The organism is Roseivirga sp. 4D4 (assembly GCF_001747095.1).
Classification (GTDB): domain Bacteria; phylum Bacteroidota; class Bacteroidia; order Cytophagales; family Cyclobacteriaceae; genus Roseivirga.
The window spans coordinates 2,652,098-2,669,037 of sequence record NZ_MDGP01000001.1; the positions used below are offsets into that span (position 1 = coordinate 2,652,098).

The following is a 16,940-nucleotide window of genomic DNA, read 5'->3' on the forward strand; positions in this document are numbered from 1 at the left end:
CTTTAATTTTCCCCAATGAACAGGGCGGAAATCATAGGAAAGCTAGAAGAGGTATATGGACGACTGAGCGATTTTCTTCTCGACCTTTCACAAGACGAGTACGAATATGCTCCCGAAGGCAAGTGGAACGCGGGCCAACAGGCAGAACATTTAAGCAAGAGTGTCAGAGCAGTCACCACTGGGCTAACGGTTCCAAAGCTCATGATCGGCTATAAGTTTGGAAAGGCAAATCGACCCAGCTTAGAATACCGCGAATTGGTAGAGAAATACCAGAATAAACTATCTGATTATGATGGTCCTGCTCCATCAGCCTATAGCCCGGGCAAGGTAAAATTTGTCAATGCCCAAAAGAACGTCAAGAACCTTCAAGATGCTATCCAAGCCATGATCAAAAGGCTAGATGGTTGGTCTGGGTCCGATATGGATAAGTATATCTTTCCACATCCGCTCATGGGCAAGATCACAGTGAGGGAAATGCTCTATTTTACAATTTATCATGCCGAACACCATCACGGTCTGATTCGAAGATATTTAAAAGGTGTCTAACATATGAAGAAGCTTTTAGCCTTTATTTTAACCATTCTTTCTTTCGGGCAAATGCAAGCACAGGAACAAAAGAAACCACTTCAGGTAGCCGTGATCGGTCTTACCCACACCCATGTGCATTGGATTTTAGGTCGTGAAGATCGAGGCGATATTGAAATCATAGGAATTGTTGAATCCAACAAGGATCTAGCCCAGCGTTATGCCGATCAACACGGGTATTCGATGGATATCGTCTATGATTCTATGGATGCATTAATGGAGAATAAATCGCCCGAGGCCGTTACTGCCTTTGGTACTATCTATGATCATCTTTCCGTGGTAGAATTCTTCGCTCCCAAAGGCATTCATGTCATGGTCGAAAAGCCCCTCGCGGTCAGCTTAGATCATGCTAAGAAAATGGAGGCCCTGGCCAAAAAACATAATATCCACTTACTGACTAACTACGAAACCACTTGGTATGGAAGCAATTTCAAAGCCTACGAAATGGTCCACGAAACGGATCAAATTGGTGATATAAGAAAGATAGTGGTGCATGATGGACATCCCGGACCAAAGGAGATCGGGGTCAATGAAGAGTTTTTAGAATGGCTGACCGACCCTAAACTCAACGGTGCCGGAGCCCTGACCGACTTTGGTTGCTACGGTGCCAATCTGGCCACCTGGCTCATGAAGGGGGAACGACCAGAATCTGTATTCGCTATTGCTCAAACCAACAAACCAGACTTATATCCAAAAGTCGATGATGAGGCTACCATCGTTCTGAAATATCCAAAGACCCAAGTCATTATACAGGCTTCTTGGAATTGGCCAGTTAGTCGAAAAGATATGGAAGTCTATGGTGTCAAAGGACAAGTAATTGCTGATAACGAATCCACACTTCGATATCGCTTGGGTGATGATAATGAAGAGGTGACACTGAAAGACCTCAGGAAAGAAAGTCCACTAGACGATCCATTCAGCCTATTGGCTGCCGTAGTTCGTGGCGATGTAAAGCCCTTGCCTACCGATTTATCAGCCCTCGAAAATAATATGGTGGTGATGGAAATCCTTCAGGCGGCCATGAAGAGCGCTAAAACTGGAAAATTGGTGAGGTTGAAATAAACCTCCCCTAACCCCTCCTTCATAAGGAGGGGAATGAATGAGTTCTGACTTACTTTAAGAATTTCAGGCAAACCGGAGTAGGTACTTCCGCCACAAAACCCGTTTCTGAAAGCATACCCGTTTCTTGATCAATCGCAAAGGTCACGATCGTGTCCGTATCCTGATTGGCGGCTAGCAGAAATCGGCCAGAAGGATCAATCTCAAAATCCCTTGGCGTTAAACCCAAGGTCGATTGCCTACCTACAGCTGACAGACCACCATTCTCATCAATAGAAAAAACAACGATCTCGTTCAGTTCTCCTCGGTTAGAGGTATAGAGAAACTTACCACTAGGGTGTACTTTGATGGCCGCACTGGCAGGTTCTCGATTGTCACCTTCTTGTTGCACGGAAATCATTTGGGTTGTTCTCCTCATGCGAACATCTTCTGATGTGCGATAAACTTCTACTGTGCCTATCAACTCATTCAACATATAGGCAACCTCCAAAGTAGGATGAAAAGCCAGGTGCCTTGGGCCTGACATCCTCGGAGAATTAGGATAATCACCTACGTAGTTCAGGGTTTGTGAGAGGGTATCCAATTCATATTCATAAGTTCTATCGGCCCCAAGGTCAACCGCAATTACCCAATCTTGGGTAGGATGTTGAATGATTTGATGCGCATGCGCTGCATCTTGTCGAGGATGTGTTGAACTCCCCTCGTGCTTCTTATAAGAGGTATAGTTTTCCAGCATTCCCTCCTCGTTGATGGGAAAGAGTGCCACGCTCCCACCTACATAGTTAGCAGCCATCACAAATTTTCCCGTATTGTCAATACTGACATAGCAAGGGTACTGCCCCATACTTCCAACTTCGTTTAAGTAACTAAGGCTGTGATCTTTAGGATTGTATTCCAGAGCCGTTAGGGAAGCGAATTCATCCTCACCCCCATTGAATTCATTGACTGCATAAACCCATTTGCCATTCTCATGCACCGCCAAATAAGACGGACTGATCAAGGCATCAGAAGTAGATAGATACCTGAGCGCCCCAGTCTCTTTGTTCATTTCATAGACATAAACTCCCTCGCCTTTCCCATCCACATGCCCTTCTTTCTGGGTATATGTTCCAATGAACAGAATTTCGACATTATCTGGCTTCTTCACCGCTTCCTCCTTATTAGATGACTGACAACTTGAGATTAAGAATAGACCGATTAAGGTCAGCAAGAAATGCTTCATGTTAGAGGCTTTTTAAAACTTTGATCAATTGATCCATATGGTCATCGGTGAAATCAAGGTGTGTCACAAAACGAATGAGCTGCGGCCCAAAACCGAAAGCATGGACGTCATGATCCGCTAGTTTTTTAATAAAGCTTTGATTGTCGTATTTATCCGTGAGCTTAAAGATCAGGATGTTGGTCTCGCATGGATATACCTCTTCCACATAATCCAAGCCTTTCAGGACCTCGGCAATTTCTTTCGCCTTCTTATGATCTTCTGCCAAACGTTTCACATGGTGATCCAATGCGTAAAGTCCCGCTGCTGCAATGTAACCGGCCTGTCTCCAGGCACCTCCCATTACTTTTCTGATCCGCTTAGCGCGCTTGATATCATCATGTCCTCCAAGGAGTAATGATCCTACAGGAGCACCCAAACCTTTAGACAGGCAAATAGAAATCGTATCGAAGACCTCTCCGTACGTTTTAGCCTTCTGGCCTGTAGCCACAAGTGCATTGAATAGCCTTGCTCCATCTAAATGCAAGGACAGGTTATGTTCATGGCAGGTTTCTCGGATCGCCCAAATCTCTTCAAAATCATAACAGCTCCCCCCACCCTTATTCATGGTGTTTTCCAGTGAAACCACTTTGGACACAGGCGCATGAATGTCGTCAGGTTGAATAGCAGCTTTGACATCTGCAGCGGTAATCAACCCCCTCTCTCCTTCTAATAAGCGAACAGAAACACCCGAGTTGGACATCAAGCCCCCACTTTCATACAGATAAATATGCGAGTACTTATGGCAGATCACTTCGTCTTGAAGCGTGGTATGCAAACGAATACCAATCTGATTCGTCATGGTACCGGAAGCGCAGTACAAGGCGGCATCCATTCCAAACATATGGGCTGCTCTCTGTTCGAGGGCCGTCACCGTTGGGTCTTCACCGAACATATCGTCCCCAACTTCGGCCGTCATCATAGCTTCTAGCATCTCAGGGGTAGGCTTGGTCAGCGTATCGCTTCTTAAATCAATCACCATTTAAAATATTTAAACTTTGAACTCGAACTGGGTCTTAAGGTTTCCAATACCTTTGCTGCTTCTATCGGTCGATCAGTAGCCAAAATATCAGCTCCTCGGTTCACAAAGCCCGCATATATACTATCGCCTCGGGCAATGGCCTTTCGATCCAAGTTACCCAGAACACCTAAAATAGCATAAATACCCTTGTCGTGCAGAAACTTATACAGAGAAGGTTCTGGCTCTGAAACACCCGTAAAGGCAATCATATTTTCATCAGGAATGCCAAGGTTCTTGTGCGCCTCATAGGCCGATAAATTACCAATGCCGACAGAGATCATAAGATCTGGATTCAAATCATACACAGTCTGTGCATCATTTGCAGAGTAGGTAATGATGGCGGCATAGTTTTCTGTTTCAGTTGCTACCACCAAATCAGTGACCATCTTAAAAGGAACCCCTCTCTTCACATCCAGGGTCAAAAGTGCTTTACCATCAGCCCAACGTAAAACTTCTTCTAGCGTAGGAATTTGATCCTCGGTAACAACCCCTTCATTATCCTTCAAACGAAGGCCTTTCAGTTCAGTCCAAGTCATGTCTCTCACCCTTCCAGTACCATTAGTTGTTCGGTCAAGTGTATTATCGTGCATCATCACCAAAACGGAATCAGAAGTCATCTCTATGTCGCATTCAATGACAGCTGGAGTATAGCTTAAGACATAATCAAAAGTGCGAATGGAGTTCTCAGGGTATCCAGGATAAGGACCTCCCCGATGTGCACTTACCATGGGTACACGATCTTCCGTCCATGAATAGAAATCTTTTGCGCCATACAGTACCATGGCCGCATCATTCATTCCTTTCAAATCGGACGTATCGGATATTTTATGATCAGAACTGCAACTGGCAGTGATTACAGCAAGAAAAAGGATAAAGAATAAATATTTGAAGGCGCGCATCAGACTAGTAGGGATCAGGAAAATGCATGAGCATGCAAGATAGTCTGAAGTGGCAATAAACGAAGCCCATTGATCAGAAAGTCATCCCCGATGCGGTAGACCATATGCCAACCGCACCGGTAATCTCCATTTAACCTAAACATATGAAGATCAGATGTCAAACATCTAAAATGACCGGACCGTCTGTCACTTTATGGGTGTGTAATCTCCTAAATGGCTCCTTAAACGTTGGAGCTCATCTCGAATTTCATCATGTAAAACGCGCGGCACTTCTTTTAAGTAGCCAGCAAAATGATTATCCAGCTTAATGATCATTTCGTTCTTGCTCTTCCTTCCTTTCTCGGTGAGTACCACGTGAAAGGATCTACCGTCTTCCTCATTCACAACCCTTTCAATCCATCCATTCTTTTCCATTCTCACGAGCATTCGCGAGATAGAAGGTAAATCCTGAAGTGTCACTCCACTGATTTGAGTAGGTGTGACACTTCCATGGTTCCACAGAATAATCAAGACCTGCCATTGCTCGGGAGTAACCCCATAAGCTTTTAACCCTCTAATCAGCTCCCTGTGAAACAACAGGTATGCGCGATATAGATTATAGCCGAGATTATTATTGAGATGAAAGAGAGCCTTACCGAAATCCATTTTTGGTGGTAAATCTGGGCGAAATATAGGCTAAAAAACTTGTCTAGACAAGTTTTTAGATGAAACTTTCGCTGATCTGGAAAGAATTTTTCTTAGAAATTCAATAGGTATCTATTCCTCACTTTTTAAATGAGTGAAAAGAGATTAGAAATGACTTGAAATGCTACTTTTCTGTAGAGCCAGACTCTAAATCGCTCAACTCTAAATTGAGGGCCCTAGTAGAGATTTGGGTCTCGATAAAGGATAAAACCAGCGATCCTAAGAGCAAAAACAGACTTAAACCGAAGATATAATCGGCTACTACTTGTCTGGATAAATACATCAGTACCATACTCAGTACACAACAGAAGAAACTGCCAATGCCCAAGGCCTGCATGTTCCGGATCAGCAAGAGCCGGGTCTTAAGGTTTTTAATTTGGCCAAGAACGGTTTCGGGCATATCAGGCATGTCTTTATAACGCTGCCTCAATCCTCTGGCCAAGGTAGCAAGAGCCACAAATCGATTGGTAAACGCCAATAGTAGTAGTGTAATCGCAGGAAAAAGTAAGGCGGGGGTTGAAATATCTATTTCCATATCGCTATTTCCTTTTGTCAGGGAACTTATGTTCAATCTTTTTCCACCCAAAATAGATCGTGCTTAATCCCGATAGGTAAAGAATGATCTTCGAGTAATAAATATCCATTTCGGTTAACCCGAGATCCAGTACATATAAACCCATCACTCCTACTGCTGTTAAAAACAGCCCCATCCAAAACAGTGAGTTCACTTGTTTTTCACTCATTTAGCAAAGATTGAGAAAAAAATTGAACCTGCTAAATCCAATCACCAAACCACTCCCGTATGTATGCCTGAAATCAAAATTCAGAACATATGAAAACGAAAATCACACAACTCGCACTGACCGCCTTATTAGTATTTGGCCTTCAGTCGGCTCACGCCCAGAGTACCGTCATGGTGGGTGGAGAAACGATGTATCCCAAGAAGAACATTATTGAGAATGCCGTTCAATCTAAGGACCATACCACTTTAGTTGCCGCTGTAAAAGCAGCCGGTTTGGTTGAAACGCTTCAAGGCGATGGACCATTTACAGTCTTTGCCCCTACTAATGCGGCCTTTGACAAACTGCCTGATGGAACGGTGGAAACGCTTGTAAAACCTGAGAATAAGGAGCTACTGACCAATGTCCTTACTTATCATGTGGTAGCAGGTAAGATGGATGCCAAGGCTTTGATGAAGGCCATCAAAAAAGGAAAAGGCATGGCGGAATTGAAAACCGTCAGTGGTGGAAAATTGATCGCCATGATGAATGGTGCCATGAACATTACACTCAAAGATGCCAAGGGTAACATCTCGAATATTTCTCTTTACGATGTCTACCAGTCCAATGGCGTCATCCATGTGATCGACACGGTCGTTATGCCGGGCTAGTCCAATAACCATTTAAACAAAATCATTTAACCCATTGAAAATTAACGCGATACAAATCGCGAACAGGAAAAATACATCCAAAAATCAAATACAATGAAACGAAAAATAACCTTTATGACGGCCCTTTTGGCCATTGCGACCAGCATCTACTTGATTGCTGCCGACCACAACGAAGCGCTTGGCGTGCAAGACACTGGGTCTGACATTGCCGATCTCTTTGCCTATCAAAGTCCGCAAAATTCCAACAATCTGGTTTTTGCTGCAACTGTACAAGGCTTACTCAGTCCGAGTGCAACTGCCAATGCGCAGTTTGACGAAAATGTGATGATAGAATTCAATATCGACAACGATGGAGATGCCATCGAAGACTTGGTCATCCAATGCATCTTTGAAAACGGACAAGTTTATGCGTACGGACCGTATGCTCCGATGTCTACTGGACTCAATAGCTCGATAGATACGAATGCTTCATTGGCTCAAGCCGATATCACTCCTTATGGCAGTAATGCTGTAGTGGGGTCGAACAACGGAGTAAGCGTTTTCGCAGGCCCCAGAGATGACCCATTCTTCTTTGATTTTGCTCAATTCGGTGCCATTCTCGGAGGTAATGCTACATCATTTAATGACCCTGGTAACGACTCTTTCGCAGGCACCAATGTCTTAGCCGTGGTAGTTGAGGTACCAAAATCCATGGTAGGCACCGGAGACTCTATTAACACCTGGGTCGAAACCAAACGCAAGCAATAATCTTCACTTCTAAAACGAATTAAAATGAAATTTATAAAAGTAAATAAACTCGTTGCGCTCCTGTTTATGGGCGCACTAACCATCGGTTTCACCTCATGTGATAACGATGATGACAATACACCTGATATAGCCGCAGTCTATGCACAGGAAGATCAAATGGGCCGCCCTGCAATCAATACCGTATTTATTCAGGGCGCTAGAAAAGACATCTTTAACGTGACCATTCCATCGCAGATGGGCGCTGCGTTTAGCACTGAAATGCAAGATCGACTTTTGGCCTTGAATGCTGGTTATTCCACGAATGCCCTTGGACTCGATGCATCAACATTCATCGGAGTACTAGCTACTGATGTATTGACCGTATCACTTACAGGCACTACAACTTTCTTTGACGGGACAAATGTTTTGACTGGGAGAACACTTTCGGATGACGTCATCTCTACTGAACTCTTATTGATCTTCGGTGGACCTGATGGCACCGCAAATCCTGGCTTAACAGACGACCATGTTGATGGTAATGATAAGCCATTTCTTAACACATTCCCCTACCTGGCAAGCCCTTGGTAGTTGATCATTTTCATACAATCATATGCGACTCAGTCTTCCCTTATGGGGAAGTGCTGGGCCGCTAAAAAAATCTCACCATGAAATCATTACTCACAATTATACTCACAGGCCTCCTACTTGCTTCCTGCCAACAAAGCCCGAAGTCAATAGCAGAGGCTACAGATTACGACACCTTATTATCGGCTGCTGCTACAAAAAGCCGAGACCTTAATGCCGACATAGAGTTTTGGCAAGACAGACTAGAAAAGTCTCCTCAAAGCCATATGAACCTCAATCAGCTAGCAGGCCTTTATAGCAAACGGTTTAGAGCCGGTGGTTTGATCCATGACCTACACATTTCAGATAGTCTTTACCAAAAGTCTTTAGCACTAAATCCATTCAATAAGGCAGCCACTTATAGAGCTCTGAGTGCCAATGCGGTCACGCAACATGAATTCCCAAAAGCAAAGATGTATGCACTCAAGGCCATAGATGCTGGCGAAGACCAAGCCGCCTCTTACTATATGCTTTTCGATGCCTTGATGGAATTAGGAGAGTTTGAAACCGCAGAGGGTATCTTGAATCGTCAACTGAGCAAAAACTCCTTTGACTATCTGACCAGAGCTTCCAAGTTCGCGGATCATCAAGGTGACCTGGATAAAGCCATTGAACTTATGGAGATGGCTTATGAAAGAGTAAAGTTCGACAATTCGATCATGAGTTGGAGCATTTCGAATCTTGGAGACATGTATGGTCATGCAGGCAGAATTGAGGATTCTTACCAAGCCTATCTCAAGGTACTGAATCACCATCCCCAACACTGGCATTCTTGGAAAGGATTGGCATGGATCAACTTTGCTCATGATCAAAATGTGAATGAAGCAAAACGGATTCTTCGCCATATCGATGAAAACAGCAATGATCCACAGGTAAAACTCATGCTCGCAGAAATTGCCGACTATGAAGGCTTGGGGAATGAGAGCCTGCAATTAAAGCAAGCCTTTTTTGAGCAGGCCTCCTCTCCAAAATACATGGGTATGCACAATAAATACCTCATTCTATTGGCCAGCGAGGATTTAAAAATGAACGCTCAGGCCATCGCAGCAGCTGAAAAGGAGCAGGAAAAGCGACCTACACCTCAAATGTATGACCTGCTGGCCTGGACCTACTTCCAAAACGGTGAATTAGAAAAGGCCCTCAAAATTGCCAGCCTATTCGTAGATGGTCAGTCCTCCGAACCCGAGGTTCTTTATCATCTGGGCCTCATTTATAAAAGGAATGGGCAAGATCGCAAGGGTAATAAATTCTTGAAAGAAGCCTTAGAAAGTGAATATGAGCTGGGGCCTCTCACGACCAAGCACATCAAGGAAAACCTTAAAAGCTAGTGAAAATGAGATCCTACATCTTAACACTTTGTATTGCCCTATTTGGTTTTCAGGCCCTAGCACAAAAAGGCCAAGTCACCGGTACAATAGTCGATGCTCAAGGGGAACCCTTGGTAGGTGCTAATGTCGTGTTAGTTGAAGCAGCACAGGGAAGCCCGACCGACAGAATGGGTAAGTTCTATTTGAACAATGTCGATAGTGGCAAATACCAATTGCAAGTGAGCTTTATCGGGTTCGAAAAGTATACCGAAGAGATCATCATCAACGATCGGGAAAAGACTGAGATTGAAGTGACTTTATCACGCGCCAATCTAGAACTGAAGGATGTTCGGATAATGCCAGGTTTGGACCAAAACCAATCTCAGATATCAGCAATTGACATCGGCTTAAGACCTATCAAGTCTTCACAGGATGTCCTGCAAATCGTTCCAGGACTTTTCATTGCGCAACATGCAGGAGGTGGAAAGGCAGAACAGATATTCTTAAGAGGTTTCGATATCGATCATGGTACTGACATTGCGCTAACGGTAGATGGTATGCCGGTGAATATGGTTTCTCATGCGCATGGTCAAGGCTATTCAGACCTACACTTTGTGATTCCTGAGACCATTGAAAGAGTGGCTTTTGACAAGGGGCCTTATTATACGGATCAAGGCAATTTGAATACAGCAGGCTTTGCAGCCTTTTCAACCAAAAAGCGAATCAGCGAGAGTTCAATTAAGCTTGAAGGAGGTCAGTTCAATACCTTTCGCGGTGTTGGTTTATTCAACCTTATCACTCCATCAAACGAGAAGTATGCGCCAAGCTTATATTTAGCTAGCGAGTACTCCATCTCTGATGGCTACTTTGAAAGTCCACAAAACTTTAACCGGTTCAACTCACTCTTAAAGTTCAACCAGCGGCTAAACGATCGAAATACGCTTGAAATCTCCGCTTCTGCCTTTAGCAGTCGCTGGAGCGCATCAGGACAAATCCCTCAGCGGGCCATTGATAGCGGTCGAATATCAAGATTTGGGGCTATTGATGATACGGAAGGTGGAAAGACGAGCCGATACAATCTCAATGCTCAGTTGGTTTCTGAATTCAACGATGGTTCGTTTATTGAGAACCAGATATTCTTATCGCGATATGATTTTAACCTGGTTTCCAATTTTACATTCTTCTTGAACGATCCCGTTTTCGGAGACCAGATTACCCAATCAGAGAAGCGAACCATGTTGGGTAGTAGACATACTTATTGGACTGATTGGTCCCTTCTTGGACGCGATGCCTCTACTGAATTGGGAATAGGATTTCGACACGATATCATCGATGACAATCGCCTGTCCAGAACTTTTCAGAAGAACACAATTCTTGAGGATTTGGCCTTCGGAGACATCAGAGAAACCAACCTTTATCTCTTTGCCGAAGAGCAAGTGAGTTTGACAAACAAATTGGAACTCACCACAGGAGTACGATATGATTGGTTTAGTTTTAGCTATGCCGATAAACTCGCAACATCACAACCTGATGTAAATCAAGGCATCTTCAGTCCTAAGCTCAAATTGAGCTATACTGTCAATCCCAGCCTTAATTTGTTCGTCAAATCAGGTGTTGGTTTTCATTCTAATGATTCACGTGTAGTAGTGGCAAGGTCTGGCGAACAGATTTTACCTAAGGCCTATGGTCTGGATGTCGGATCCATCTGGAAACCTTCAGACAAGCTATTAGTGAATCTGGCTTTTTGGAGACTAAATCTAGATCAGGAATTTGTTTACGTAGGTGATGAAGGCATAGTCGAGGCAGGAGGCAAAACCACCAGACAAGGCATTGAACTTGGGCTTCGCTATCAGTTTACTCCAGGCCTTTATGCCAGTATGGATGTCAACTATACTGATCCTCGTTCAGTAGAGGAAGCAGAAGGTCAACAGTATATTCCATTGGCTCCAACTTTTACCAGCATCGGAAGCATCATTTATGACACTAAGAAAAGGTTCAGTGGCAGTCTAAGTTATCGACTGTTGGGGGATAGATCCGCCAACGAAGATAGGTCCTTGATAGCTGATGGATACTTCTTATTAGACATGACCATGAACTATCGGGTCGGACGCTTTGATATTGGGCTCTCGATCGAGAACCTATTAAACAGAGAATGGAAGGAAGCACAATTTGAGACAGAGTCGAGATTATTCTCAGAGGCTGCCCCAGTAAGTGAAATACATTTTACCCCAGGCACGCCATTTCAGGCAAGAATATCCCTGGGCATTAAGTTATGAGTTGTTGATTAATTGGTTGAGATGGGTCGTTCCGAGGAGTCGGGGCGGCCTTTTTTTTGTTATCTCCCAGAATAAAGTCAATGAAATCTATCTAATTATTTTTTTAGACTAGTCTAATTATATAATTTTACAAATCAAAATAATATAATCGACAACTCTAATCATGAGACTCAACAGGTTTCTATTCGGTTTCTGCCTTTTATTTGTGTCCATTTGCGCTTGGGCACAGGAGGGGTCAATCAATGGCACCTTGTCTTCAGAAGGGTCACCCATGGCGCTGGTGAATGTCGGTTTATTGAATACTGTCTATGGTGATGTATCCGATGAAAACGGGGTATTCAGCATTCAAAACATCCCCTATGGCAGCTACACACTGGTGGTTTCAATGGTAGGTTATGAAAGGATCAGTCAACGTCTTCGAATCAGTGCTCACACCCCTAACCTAAGCCTATCTTTTGACTTGGTAGAAAAGATCAATGCCCTGGATGATATCGTAGTTTCTGGTACACTCAAAGAAGTATCCAAACTGGAAAGCCCTGTTCCTGTCGAAGTCTATAGTCAAAAGTTCTTTAGGGCAAATCCCACTCCTTCCATTTTTGAGTCGCTACAAAACGTAAATGGCGTTCGGCCACAGTTAAACTGTAACGTCTGTAATACGGGAGATATTCACATCAATGGCCTTGAAGGACCATACACTATGGTATTGATCGATGGTATGCCCATTGTCAGTGGCCTATCCACTGTCTATGGTTTGACCGGGATTCCTCAATCCTTAATCGAGCGTGTAGAGATTGTGAAGGGGCCGGCCTCCACGCTATACGGATCTGAAGCGGTAGGCGGCTTGGTGAACATCATCACCAAAAAGCCAGGCAATGCACCTCAAGCCTCGGTGGATGTTTTCGCCACAGATTGGGGTGAGGTAAACACTGATATTGGCTTGAAGTACAATCTGGGCAAAAGAGCACAGTCATTATTAGGTATTAACTATTTCAACTACCAAAATCCAATTGATAATAATGGTGATAACTTCACCGATTTAACCCTTCAGGATCGGATTTCGATCTTTAACAAAGTCAACTTTCAGCGCAAGGACAACCGAGTATTCTCTATTGCGGGTCGTTACGTGTATGAGGATCGTTGGGGTGGTGAAATGAACTGGAATACCGAAAACCGAGGAGGTACGGACGTCTATGGCGAAAGCATTTACACCAGTCGATGGGAAACCTTCGGCATATACCAATTCCCAACGAGCGAGTTATTGAATTTCCAATTCAGTGCTAATGGCCACGTCCAAGATTCATTCTATGGAGACACTGAGTACACTGCCGATCAATATGTTGCCTTCGGTCAGTTGACATGGAATAAGACGGTGGGCAAGCATGATATTGTAGCAGGGGCCGTCTATCGCTACACCTATTACGATGACAATACGCCTGCAACATTTAATGATAATACTAGTGACAACAATCCATCTCGAACCCATCTGCCAGGCATATTTGTTCAGGATGAGATCTCTTTAAAGCCCAACAATAAACTATTGCTAGGCATGCGCTATGACTACAACAGCCTTCATGGTGGCATTGTGACCCCCAGAGTCAATTACAAATGGAATTCTCCTAACAAAAGGAACATTCTTCGCATCAGTGCTGGTAATGGTTATAGGGTAGCCAATGTCTTTACTGAAGACCATGCAGCCCTTTCTGGCGCCAGAACAGTTGAGTTTGATGGAGAGTTAAGACCTGAAACTTCTTGGAACACCAACATCAACTTTGTGAAGAAGTTCTATACGAGCAATAGCACCTATATTGGCTTGGACGCCACCGCCTTCTATACCTACTTTACGAATCGTATTCTACCGGATTACGAGACGGATCCAAACAAAATCATTTATAGTAACCTGGAGGGAAACTCCATCTCTCGTGGTGTTTCTGTCAATCTGGATATGGCCTGGGACAATGGATTAAAAATCAATGGTGGTCTGACCGTTATGGATGTTACAGTTGAAGAAAACGGTGAAAGAACCCGACAGATTCTCACTGAGTCTGTGCAAGGAGTTTGGAGCATTAGCTACACGTTTGGCAATGGCATTCAGGTGGATTATACTGGTAATTTGTATGGCCCTATGCGCCTGCCACTTCTGGGAGAACTAGACGATCGGCCGGCAGAATCTCCATGGTTTAGCATTCAAAACATCCAGTTGACCAAGAAGTTCGGTAGCCGATGGGAAGTTTATGGAGGTGTCAAAAACTTATTGAATTTCACTCCTGCTGATAACAGCATCGCCAGACCATTCGACCCCTTTGACAGGAATGTGACCTTCGGTAATGACGGGCAGGTAATCCCTACCCCAAACAATCCTAAGGGTCTTACTTTTGACCCAACATACGTATATGCCTCCAATCAAGGCATTCGAGGTTTTCTTGGTTTAAGATTCACTGTTCAATAAGCTATGGCAAGAGTTGTTTCGCTTTTTCTGGTATGCTTCGCACTTGGATTCAATATGGCTCATGCACAAGACTATGCCCTAAGTTTCGAGAAGCTAGAAGCCGTGCAAAAGACAGACCCAAAACCCATGGTCGTGTTCCTGCATGCCCCTTGGTGTAACTTCTGCGAGAACATGAAGCAGACTACTTTTCAAAATGAAGAGGTCAAAAAGTTACTCACCAGAGACTTCCACTTTGTGAGCTTTGATGGGGAATCGAAAGAAGATGTCTCTTTCCTCGGGCAGACTTTCAAGTATAAGCCCACCGGGGCCAACACGGGTACGCATGAACTGGCTCAACAGCTAGGTGCCAAAGAAGGTGTAGTAGCATATCCCACGCTTGTGTTTCTCAACGATCAGTATGAAATACTCCATCAGCATGATGCATTTGTCAATGCAAAGCAGTTGAAAAAAGTCCTGAAACGACTTCTTTAAAAGGTCCTTCTTCCACTCTTCTCAGTCCATTCAAAGCAGATTTTTCCGTTTTCAAGGGGGTAAAAAATACTAGTACTAGTGATTGAATTTGAGCCATCAGCAGTTGATCCTTGAACCTTTGCGCTTTACCTTTGTTTGGAATTAGTCTAAATAACAACAATAACGAATCCGTTCGCTATGAGAATCAGATTACTAACTGGGATTTTATTGATTTCTTGCTTGTTCATGGAGTTTACGACAGCGGCACAACAGGCCAATAAACTCTTGGATCGAGGTTTTTGGAGATCAAAACCTTCATTGGAAGAAGTAAAACAAAAAGTAAAAGAAGGCCACTCGCCTACTGAGTTCAACTCGTCCATGTTCGACCCAACTACTTATGCTATTCTTGAGAATAACTCGACAGATGTTGTCAAATATTTGGTAGAGCAAGTAGGTGAAGTCAATACCATTACACACGATGCAAGAACCTACCTTCACTGGGCTGCCTTAAGAGGCAATACTGAAGTGATGGAATACTTACTGGCTAGCGGAATCAAAATTGAAATCGTAGATGATGGCGGCAATAATGCCATGATGTTTGCAGCACGTTCAGGCCAGTCCAACAAAAAGGTCTATGAACTGTCCATGGCCAATGGCTTAGACATTACAGCAAAGAATGAGCGCAACGGTAGAAATGTCTTAATGACTTTTGCCGGTCGACTCGAAAACACCGAAATGTTGGACTACTTTATCAGCTTAGGTGTAGATATCCATGATACAGACGACAACGGCAATGGTCTATTCCACTATGCAGCTTCTACTCGAAATAAGGAACTATTACAAAAGCTTGTTGATGATTACAAAGTCGACTTCAAGTCTAACCCAAAGACTGATGAGAATGCTTTCTACTTTGCAACGAATAGAAACTTTGGAGAAGACGAAGCATCTCCAATCGAACTGTTCCAATACTTTGAAAGCCTTGGGCTCGATCCTGCACAATCGACTAAGTCAGGCAGAAATGCGCTTCACAATCTGGCCTTCAGGTCGAATGACGTTGAAATGTTACAGTACTTCTTAGACAAGGGTGCTGATGTCAACCAGGTGGATAAAGATGGCAATACGCCTCTAATCAATGCTTCAGCGAGAGGAGGATTGGAAAAAATCGAGTTCCTGGCCGGCAAAACCAGAGACATTAGTCGCAAGAATAAAGAAGGCTTTTCAAGCTTCATGCGTGCGATCAAGTACAACAATATGGACGTAGTTGAATTTCTTGCTGATGCCGGAGCTCAAGTGGAAGTCAAAGCGGATGGAGCTTATGATCTAGGTTACCATGTCGTGGATGGTACGCGAAACAACCTTGATCTCTTCGATCAAAAAATGAAATTCTTGACGTCAAAAGGATATGATCCAAAGACAACACAGTTTGATGGGCAGACGCTTCTACATGTAGCCATTGCAAAGCAGAACAAAAATCTTCTTGAAAAGCTAATTGCCATGGGCGTTGATATCAACGCTAAAGATGCCAACGGACAAACCATCTTACACCATGCGGCTATGCTATCAGAAACCAGCGACTTACTCAAGTTCTTGATTGCTTCTGGTGCCGATAAAAACGTAAGAACAGAATTTGAAGAGTCTGCTTACGACCTGGCCATGGAAAACGAAATTTTAGGCGCCAACATCGCCAATATTGAATTCTTGAAAACTCAGCAATAATGAAAAACAAAGTATTAATCGCTGTTCTCTTATTGGCAGCAAGCATCAGCTTTGGGTTTAAATCTATCAACAGTGATGCTATCACTTTTAAGTGCCTTATCCAATTAACCAACTATGGTGGTGAAGGCGCTTATGTTGTGGTTTCTGTGTTAAATGCTGAAGGAGAATACGTAAAGACACTATCAGTACACGGTGATGATGAAGACTGGTATGAAGACCTACCGGCATGGTACGAGTATTACCCAAGTAATAAAGTAGCCATCGATGGTATGGCCGGTGCTTCCATTTCCAGTGGTGGCAGAAAAGTGACCACATTGGATCTAGATGCTTCAATGCTCAATGCCGGTTACAAGCTAAGGTTCGAAACTGCTGTAGAAGACCAAGACTACCACGAAAAAGATCTAGAGATAGAGCTTACGGAAGATGTGGCAGGTCAGCGCTTAAAGGGTAATGGCTACATCCGCTATGTACAGTTAATCCAAAAGTCGGCTAAGTAAAA

The 16,940-nt window shown here is 43.7% G+C and carries 17 protein-coding genes; 11 read left to right on the forward strand and 6 right to left on the reverse strand.

Translation table 11 applies throughout. From position 1 onward, the window contains the following. Positions 1–15 precede the first annotated feature (15 nt). Together BFP97_RS11660 and BFP97_RS11665 are read left to right on the forward strand one after the other, a co-directional pair. Positions 16–546 (forward strand): DinB family protein, encoded by a 531-nt coding sequence (locus BFP97_RS11660; RefSeq protein ID WP_069842591.1) that lies wholly within the window; start codon positions 16–18, stop codon positions 544–546. 3 nt (positions 547–549) lie between these two features. Then, positions 550–1,647: a Gfo/Idh/MocA family protein gene (locus tag BFP97_RS11665; RefSeq protein ID WP_069842592.1), complete on the forward strand. Its 1,098-nt coding sequence runs from the start codon at positions 550–552 to the stop codon at positions 1,645–1,647. A gap of 49 nt (positions 1,648–1,696) precedes the next feature. On the opposite strand, the gene BFP97_RS11670 is transcribed toward BFP97_RS11665, so the two are convergent. The 6 genes from BFP97_RS11670 to BFP97_RS11695 all read right to left on the reverse strand — a co-directional run bounded on the left by BFP97_RS11670 (position 1,697) and on the right by BFP97_RS11695 (position 6,249). Further along, positions 1,697–2,866 (reverse strand): lactonase family protein, encoded by a 1,170-nt coding sequence (locus BFP97_RS11670; protein ID WP_069842593.1) that lies wholly within the window; start codon positions 2,864–2,866, stop codon positions 1,697–1,699. 1 nt (position 2,867) lies between these two features. Further along, positions 2,868–3,884: a threonine aldolase family protein gene (locus BFP97_RS11675; RefSeq protein ID WP_069842594.1), complete on the reverse strand. Its 1,017-nt coding sequence runs from the start codon at positions 3,882–3,884 to the stop codon at positions 2,868–2,870. Next, positions 3,878–4,822, reverse strand: a complete 945-nt coding sequence (locus BFP97_RS11680) for a glycerophosphodiester phosphodiesterase family protein (RefSeq protein ID WP_069842595.1) — start codon at positions 4,820–4,822, stop codon at positions 3,878–3,880. The genes BFP97_RS11675 and BFP97_RS11680 overlap by 7 nt, the downstream gene beginning before the upstream one ends. A 186-nt stretch (positions 4,823–5,008) precedes the next feature. After that, a complete protein-coding gene (locus tag BFP97_RS11685; protein WP_069842596.1) occupies positions 5,009–5,467 on the reverse strand; it encodes a MarR family winged helix-turn-helix transcriptional regulator in 459 nt (152 codons plus the stop codon). A 163-nt stretch (positions 5,468–5,630) separates the two neighbouring features. Beyond that, positions 5,631–6,041 carry a DUF2721 domain-containing protein gene (locus tag BFP97_RS11690; RefSeq protein WP_069842597.1) on the reverse strand — a complete coding sequence of 137 codons (411 nt, stop codon included), beginning with the start codon at positions 6,039–6,041 and terminating at the stop codon, positions 5,631–5,633. Between the two features lie 4 nt (positions 6,042–6,045). Beyond that, a complete protein-coding gene (locus tag BFP97_RS11695) occupies positions 6,046–6,249 on the reverse strand; it encodes a hypothetical protein (RefSeq protein ID WP_069842598.1) in 204 nt (67 codons plus the stop codon). 89 nt (positions 6,250–6,338) lie between these two features. Here BFP97_RS11695 and BFP97_RS11700 point away from each other — a divergent pair, with 89 nt between their 5' ends. From BFP97_RS11700 to BFP97_RS11740, 9 genes are all read left to right on the forward strand, one after another. Next, positions 6,339–6,896, forward strand: a complete 558-nt coding sequence (locus BFP97_RS11700; RefSeq protein ID WP_069842599.1) for a fasciclin domain-containing protein — start codon at positions 6,339–6,341, stop codon at positions 6,894–6,896. A gap of 93 nt (positions 6,897–6,989) precedes the next feature. After that, positions 6,990–7,643, forward strand: coding sequence for a DUF4331 family protein (locus tag BFP97_RS20935; RefSeq protein WP_069842600.1), 654 nt, complete (start codon positions 6,990–6,992; stop codon positions 7,641–7,643). A 24-nt stretch (positions 7,644–7,667) separates the two neighbouring features. Further along, entirely contained in the window at positions 7,668–8,210 is a 543-nt protein-coding gene (locus BFP97_RS20940; protein WP_069842601.1) for a DUF4331 family protein, read from the forward strand. Positions 8,211–8,287: 77 nt separating this feature from the next. After that, on the forward strand, positions 8,288–9,574 hold the full coding sequence (locus BFP97_RS11715; protein WP_069842602.1) for a tetratricopeptide repeat protein: 1,287 nt from the start codon (positions 8,288–8,290) through the stop codon (positions 9,572–9,574). A gap of 5 nt (positions 9,575–9,579) precedes the next feature. Then, positions 9,580–11,829 carry a TonB-dependent receptor gene (locus BFP97_RS11720; protein WP_069842603.1) on the forward strand — a complete coding sequence of 750 codons (2,250 nt, stop codon included), beginning with the start codon at positions 9,580–9,582 and terminating at the stop codon, positions 11,827–11,829. A 163-nt stretch (positions 11,830–11,992) separates the two neighbouring features. Beyond that, the gene (locus tag BFP97_RS11725; protein ID WP_083262521.1) at positions 11,993–14,275 is read left to right on the forward strand and encodes a TonB-dependent receptor; all 2,283 of its coding nucleotides are present in this window, start codon (positions 11,993–11,995) and stop codon (positions 14,273–14,275) included. A 3-nt stretch (positions 14,276–14,278) separates the two neighbouring features. Next, on the forward strand, positions 14,279–14,746 hold the full coding sequence (locus tag BFP97_RS11730) for a thioredoxin family protein (protein WP_069842604.1): 468 nt from the start codon (positions 14,279–14,281) through the stop codon (positions 14,744–14,746). Between the two features lie 177 nt (positions 14,747–14,923). Beyond that, positions 14,924–16,441 (forward strand): ankyrin repeat domain-containing protein, encoded by a 1,518-nt coding sequence (locus BFP97_RS11735; protein WP_069842605.1) that lies wholly within the window; start codon positions 14,924–14,926, stop codon positions 16,439–16,441. Then, a complete protein-coding gene (locus BFP97_RS11740; RefSeq protein ID WP_069842606.1) occupies positions 16,441–16,938 on the forward strand; it encodes a DUF2271 domain-containing protein in 498 nt (165 codons plus the stop codon). Before BFP97_RS11735 ends, BFP97_RS11740 begins: the two co-directional genes overlap by 1 nt. The last annotated feature ends 2 nt before the right edge of the window (positions 16,939–16,940 follow it).

Bases quoted from the DNA above. Each gene is read 5' to 3' on its own strand.
- BFP97_RS11720 (WP_069842603.1), top strand. From the start codon at position 9,580: ATGAGATCCTACATCTTAACACTTTGTATTGCCCTATTTGGTTTTCAG.
- BFP97_RS11690 (WP_069842597.1), bottom strand. From the start codon at position 6,041: ATGGAAATAGATATTTCAACCCCCGCCTTACTTTTTCCTGCGATTACA.
- BFP97_RS11725 (WP_083262521.1), top strand. From the start codon at position 11,993: ATGAGACTCAACAGGTTTCTATTCGGTTTCTGCCTTTTATTTGTGTCC.
- BFP97_RS20940 (WP_069842601.1), top strand. From the start codon at position 7,668: ATGAAATTTATAAAAGTAAATAAACTCGTTGCGCTCCTGTTTATGGGC.
- BFP97_RS11700 (WP_069842599.1), top strand. From the start codon at position 6,339: ATGAAAACGAAAATCACACAACTCGCACTGACCGCCTTATTAGTATTT.
- BFP97_RS11660 (WP_069842591.1), top strand. From the start codon at position 16: ATGAACAGGGCGGAAATCATAGGAAAGCTAGAAGAGGTATATGGACGA.
- BFP97_RS11685 (WP_069842596.1), bottom strand. From the start codon at position 5,467: ATGGATTTCGGTAAGGCTCTCTTTCATCTCAATAATAATCTCGGCTAT.
- BFP97_RS11665 (WP_069842592.1), top strand. From the start codon at position 550: ATGAAGAAGCTTTTAGCCTTTATTTTAACCATTCTTTCTTTCGGGCAA.
- BFP97_RS20935 (WP_069842600.1), top strand. From the start codon at position 6,990: ATGAAACGAAAAATAACCTTTATGACGGCCCTTTTGGCCATTGCGACC.
- BFP97_RS11730 (WP_069842604.1), top strand. From the start codon at position 14,279: ATGGCAAGAGTTGTTTCGCTTTTTCTGGTATGCTTCGCACTTGGATTC.
- BFP97_RS11735 (WP_069842605.1), top strand. From the start codon at position 14,924: ATGAGAATCAGATTACTAACTGGGATTTTATTGATTTCTTGCTTGTTC.
- BFP97_RS11670 (WP_069842593.1), bottom strand. From the start codon at position 2,866: ATGAAGCATTTCTTGCTGACCTTAATCGGTCTATTCTTAATCTCAAGT.
- BFP97_RS11695 (WP_069842598.1), bottom strand. From the start codon at position 6,249: ATGAGTGAAAAACAAGTGAACTCACTGTTTTGGATGGGGCTGTTTTTA.
- BFP97_RS11740 (WP_069842606.1), top strand. From the start codon at position 16,441: ATGAAAAACAAAGTATTAATCGCTGTTCTCTTATTGGCAGCAAGCATC.
- BFP97_RS11675 (WP_069842594.1), bottom strand. From the start codon at position 3,884: ATGGTGATTGATTTAAGAAGCGATACGCTGACCAAGCCTACCCCTGAG.
- BFP97_RS11715 (WP_069842602.1), top strand. From the start codon at position 8,288: ATGAAATCATTACTCACAATTATACTCACAGGCCTCCTACTTGCTTCC.
- BFP97_RS11680 (WP_069842595.1), bottom strand. From the start codon at position 4,822: ATGCGCGCCTTCAAATATTTATTCTTTATCCTTTTTCTTGCTGTAATC.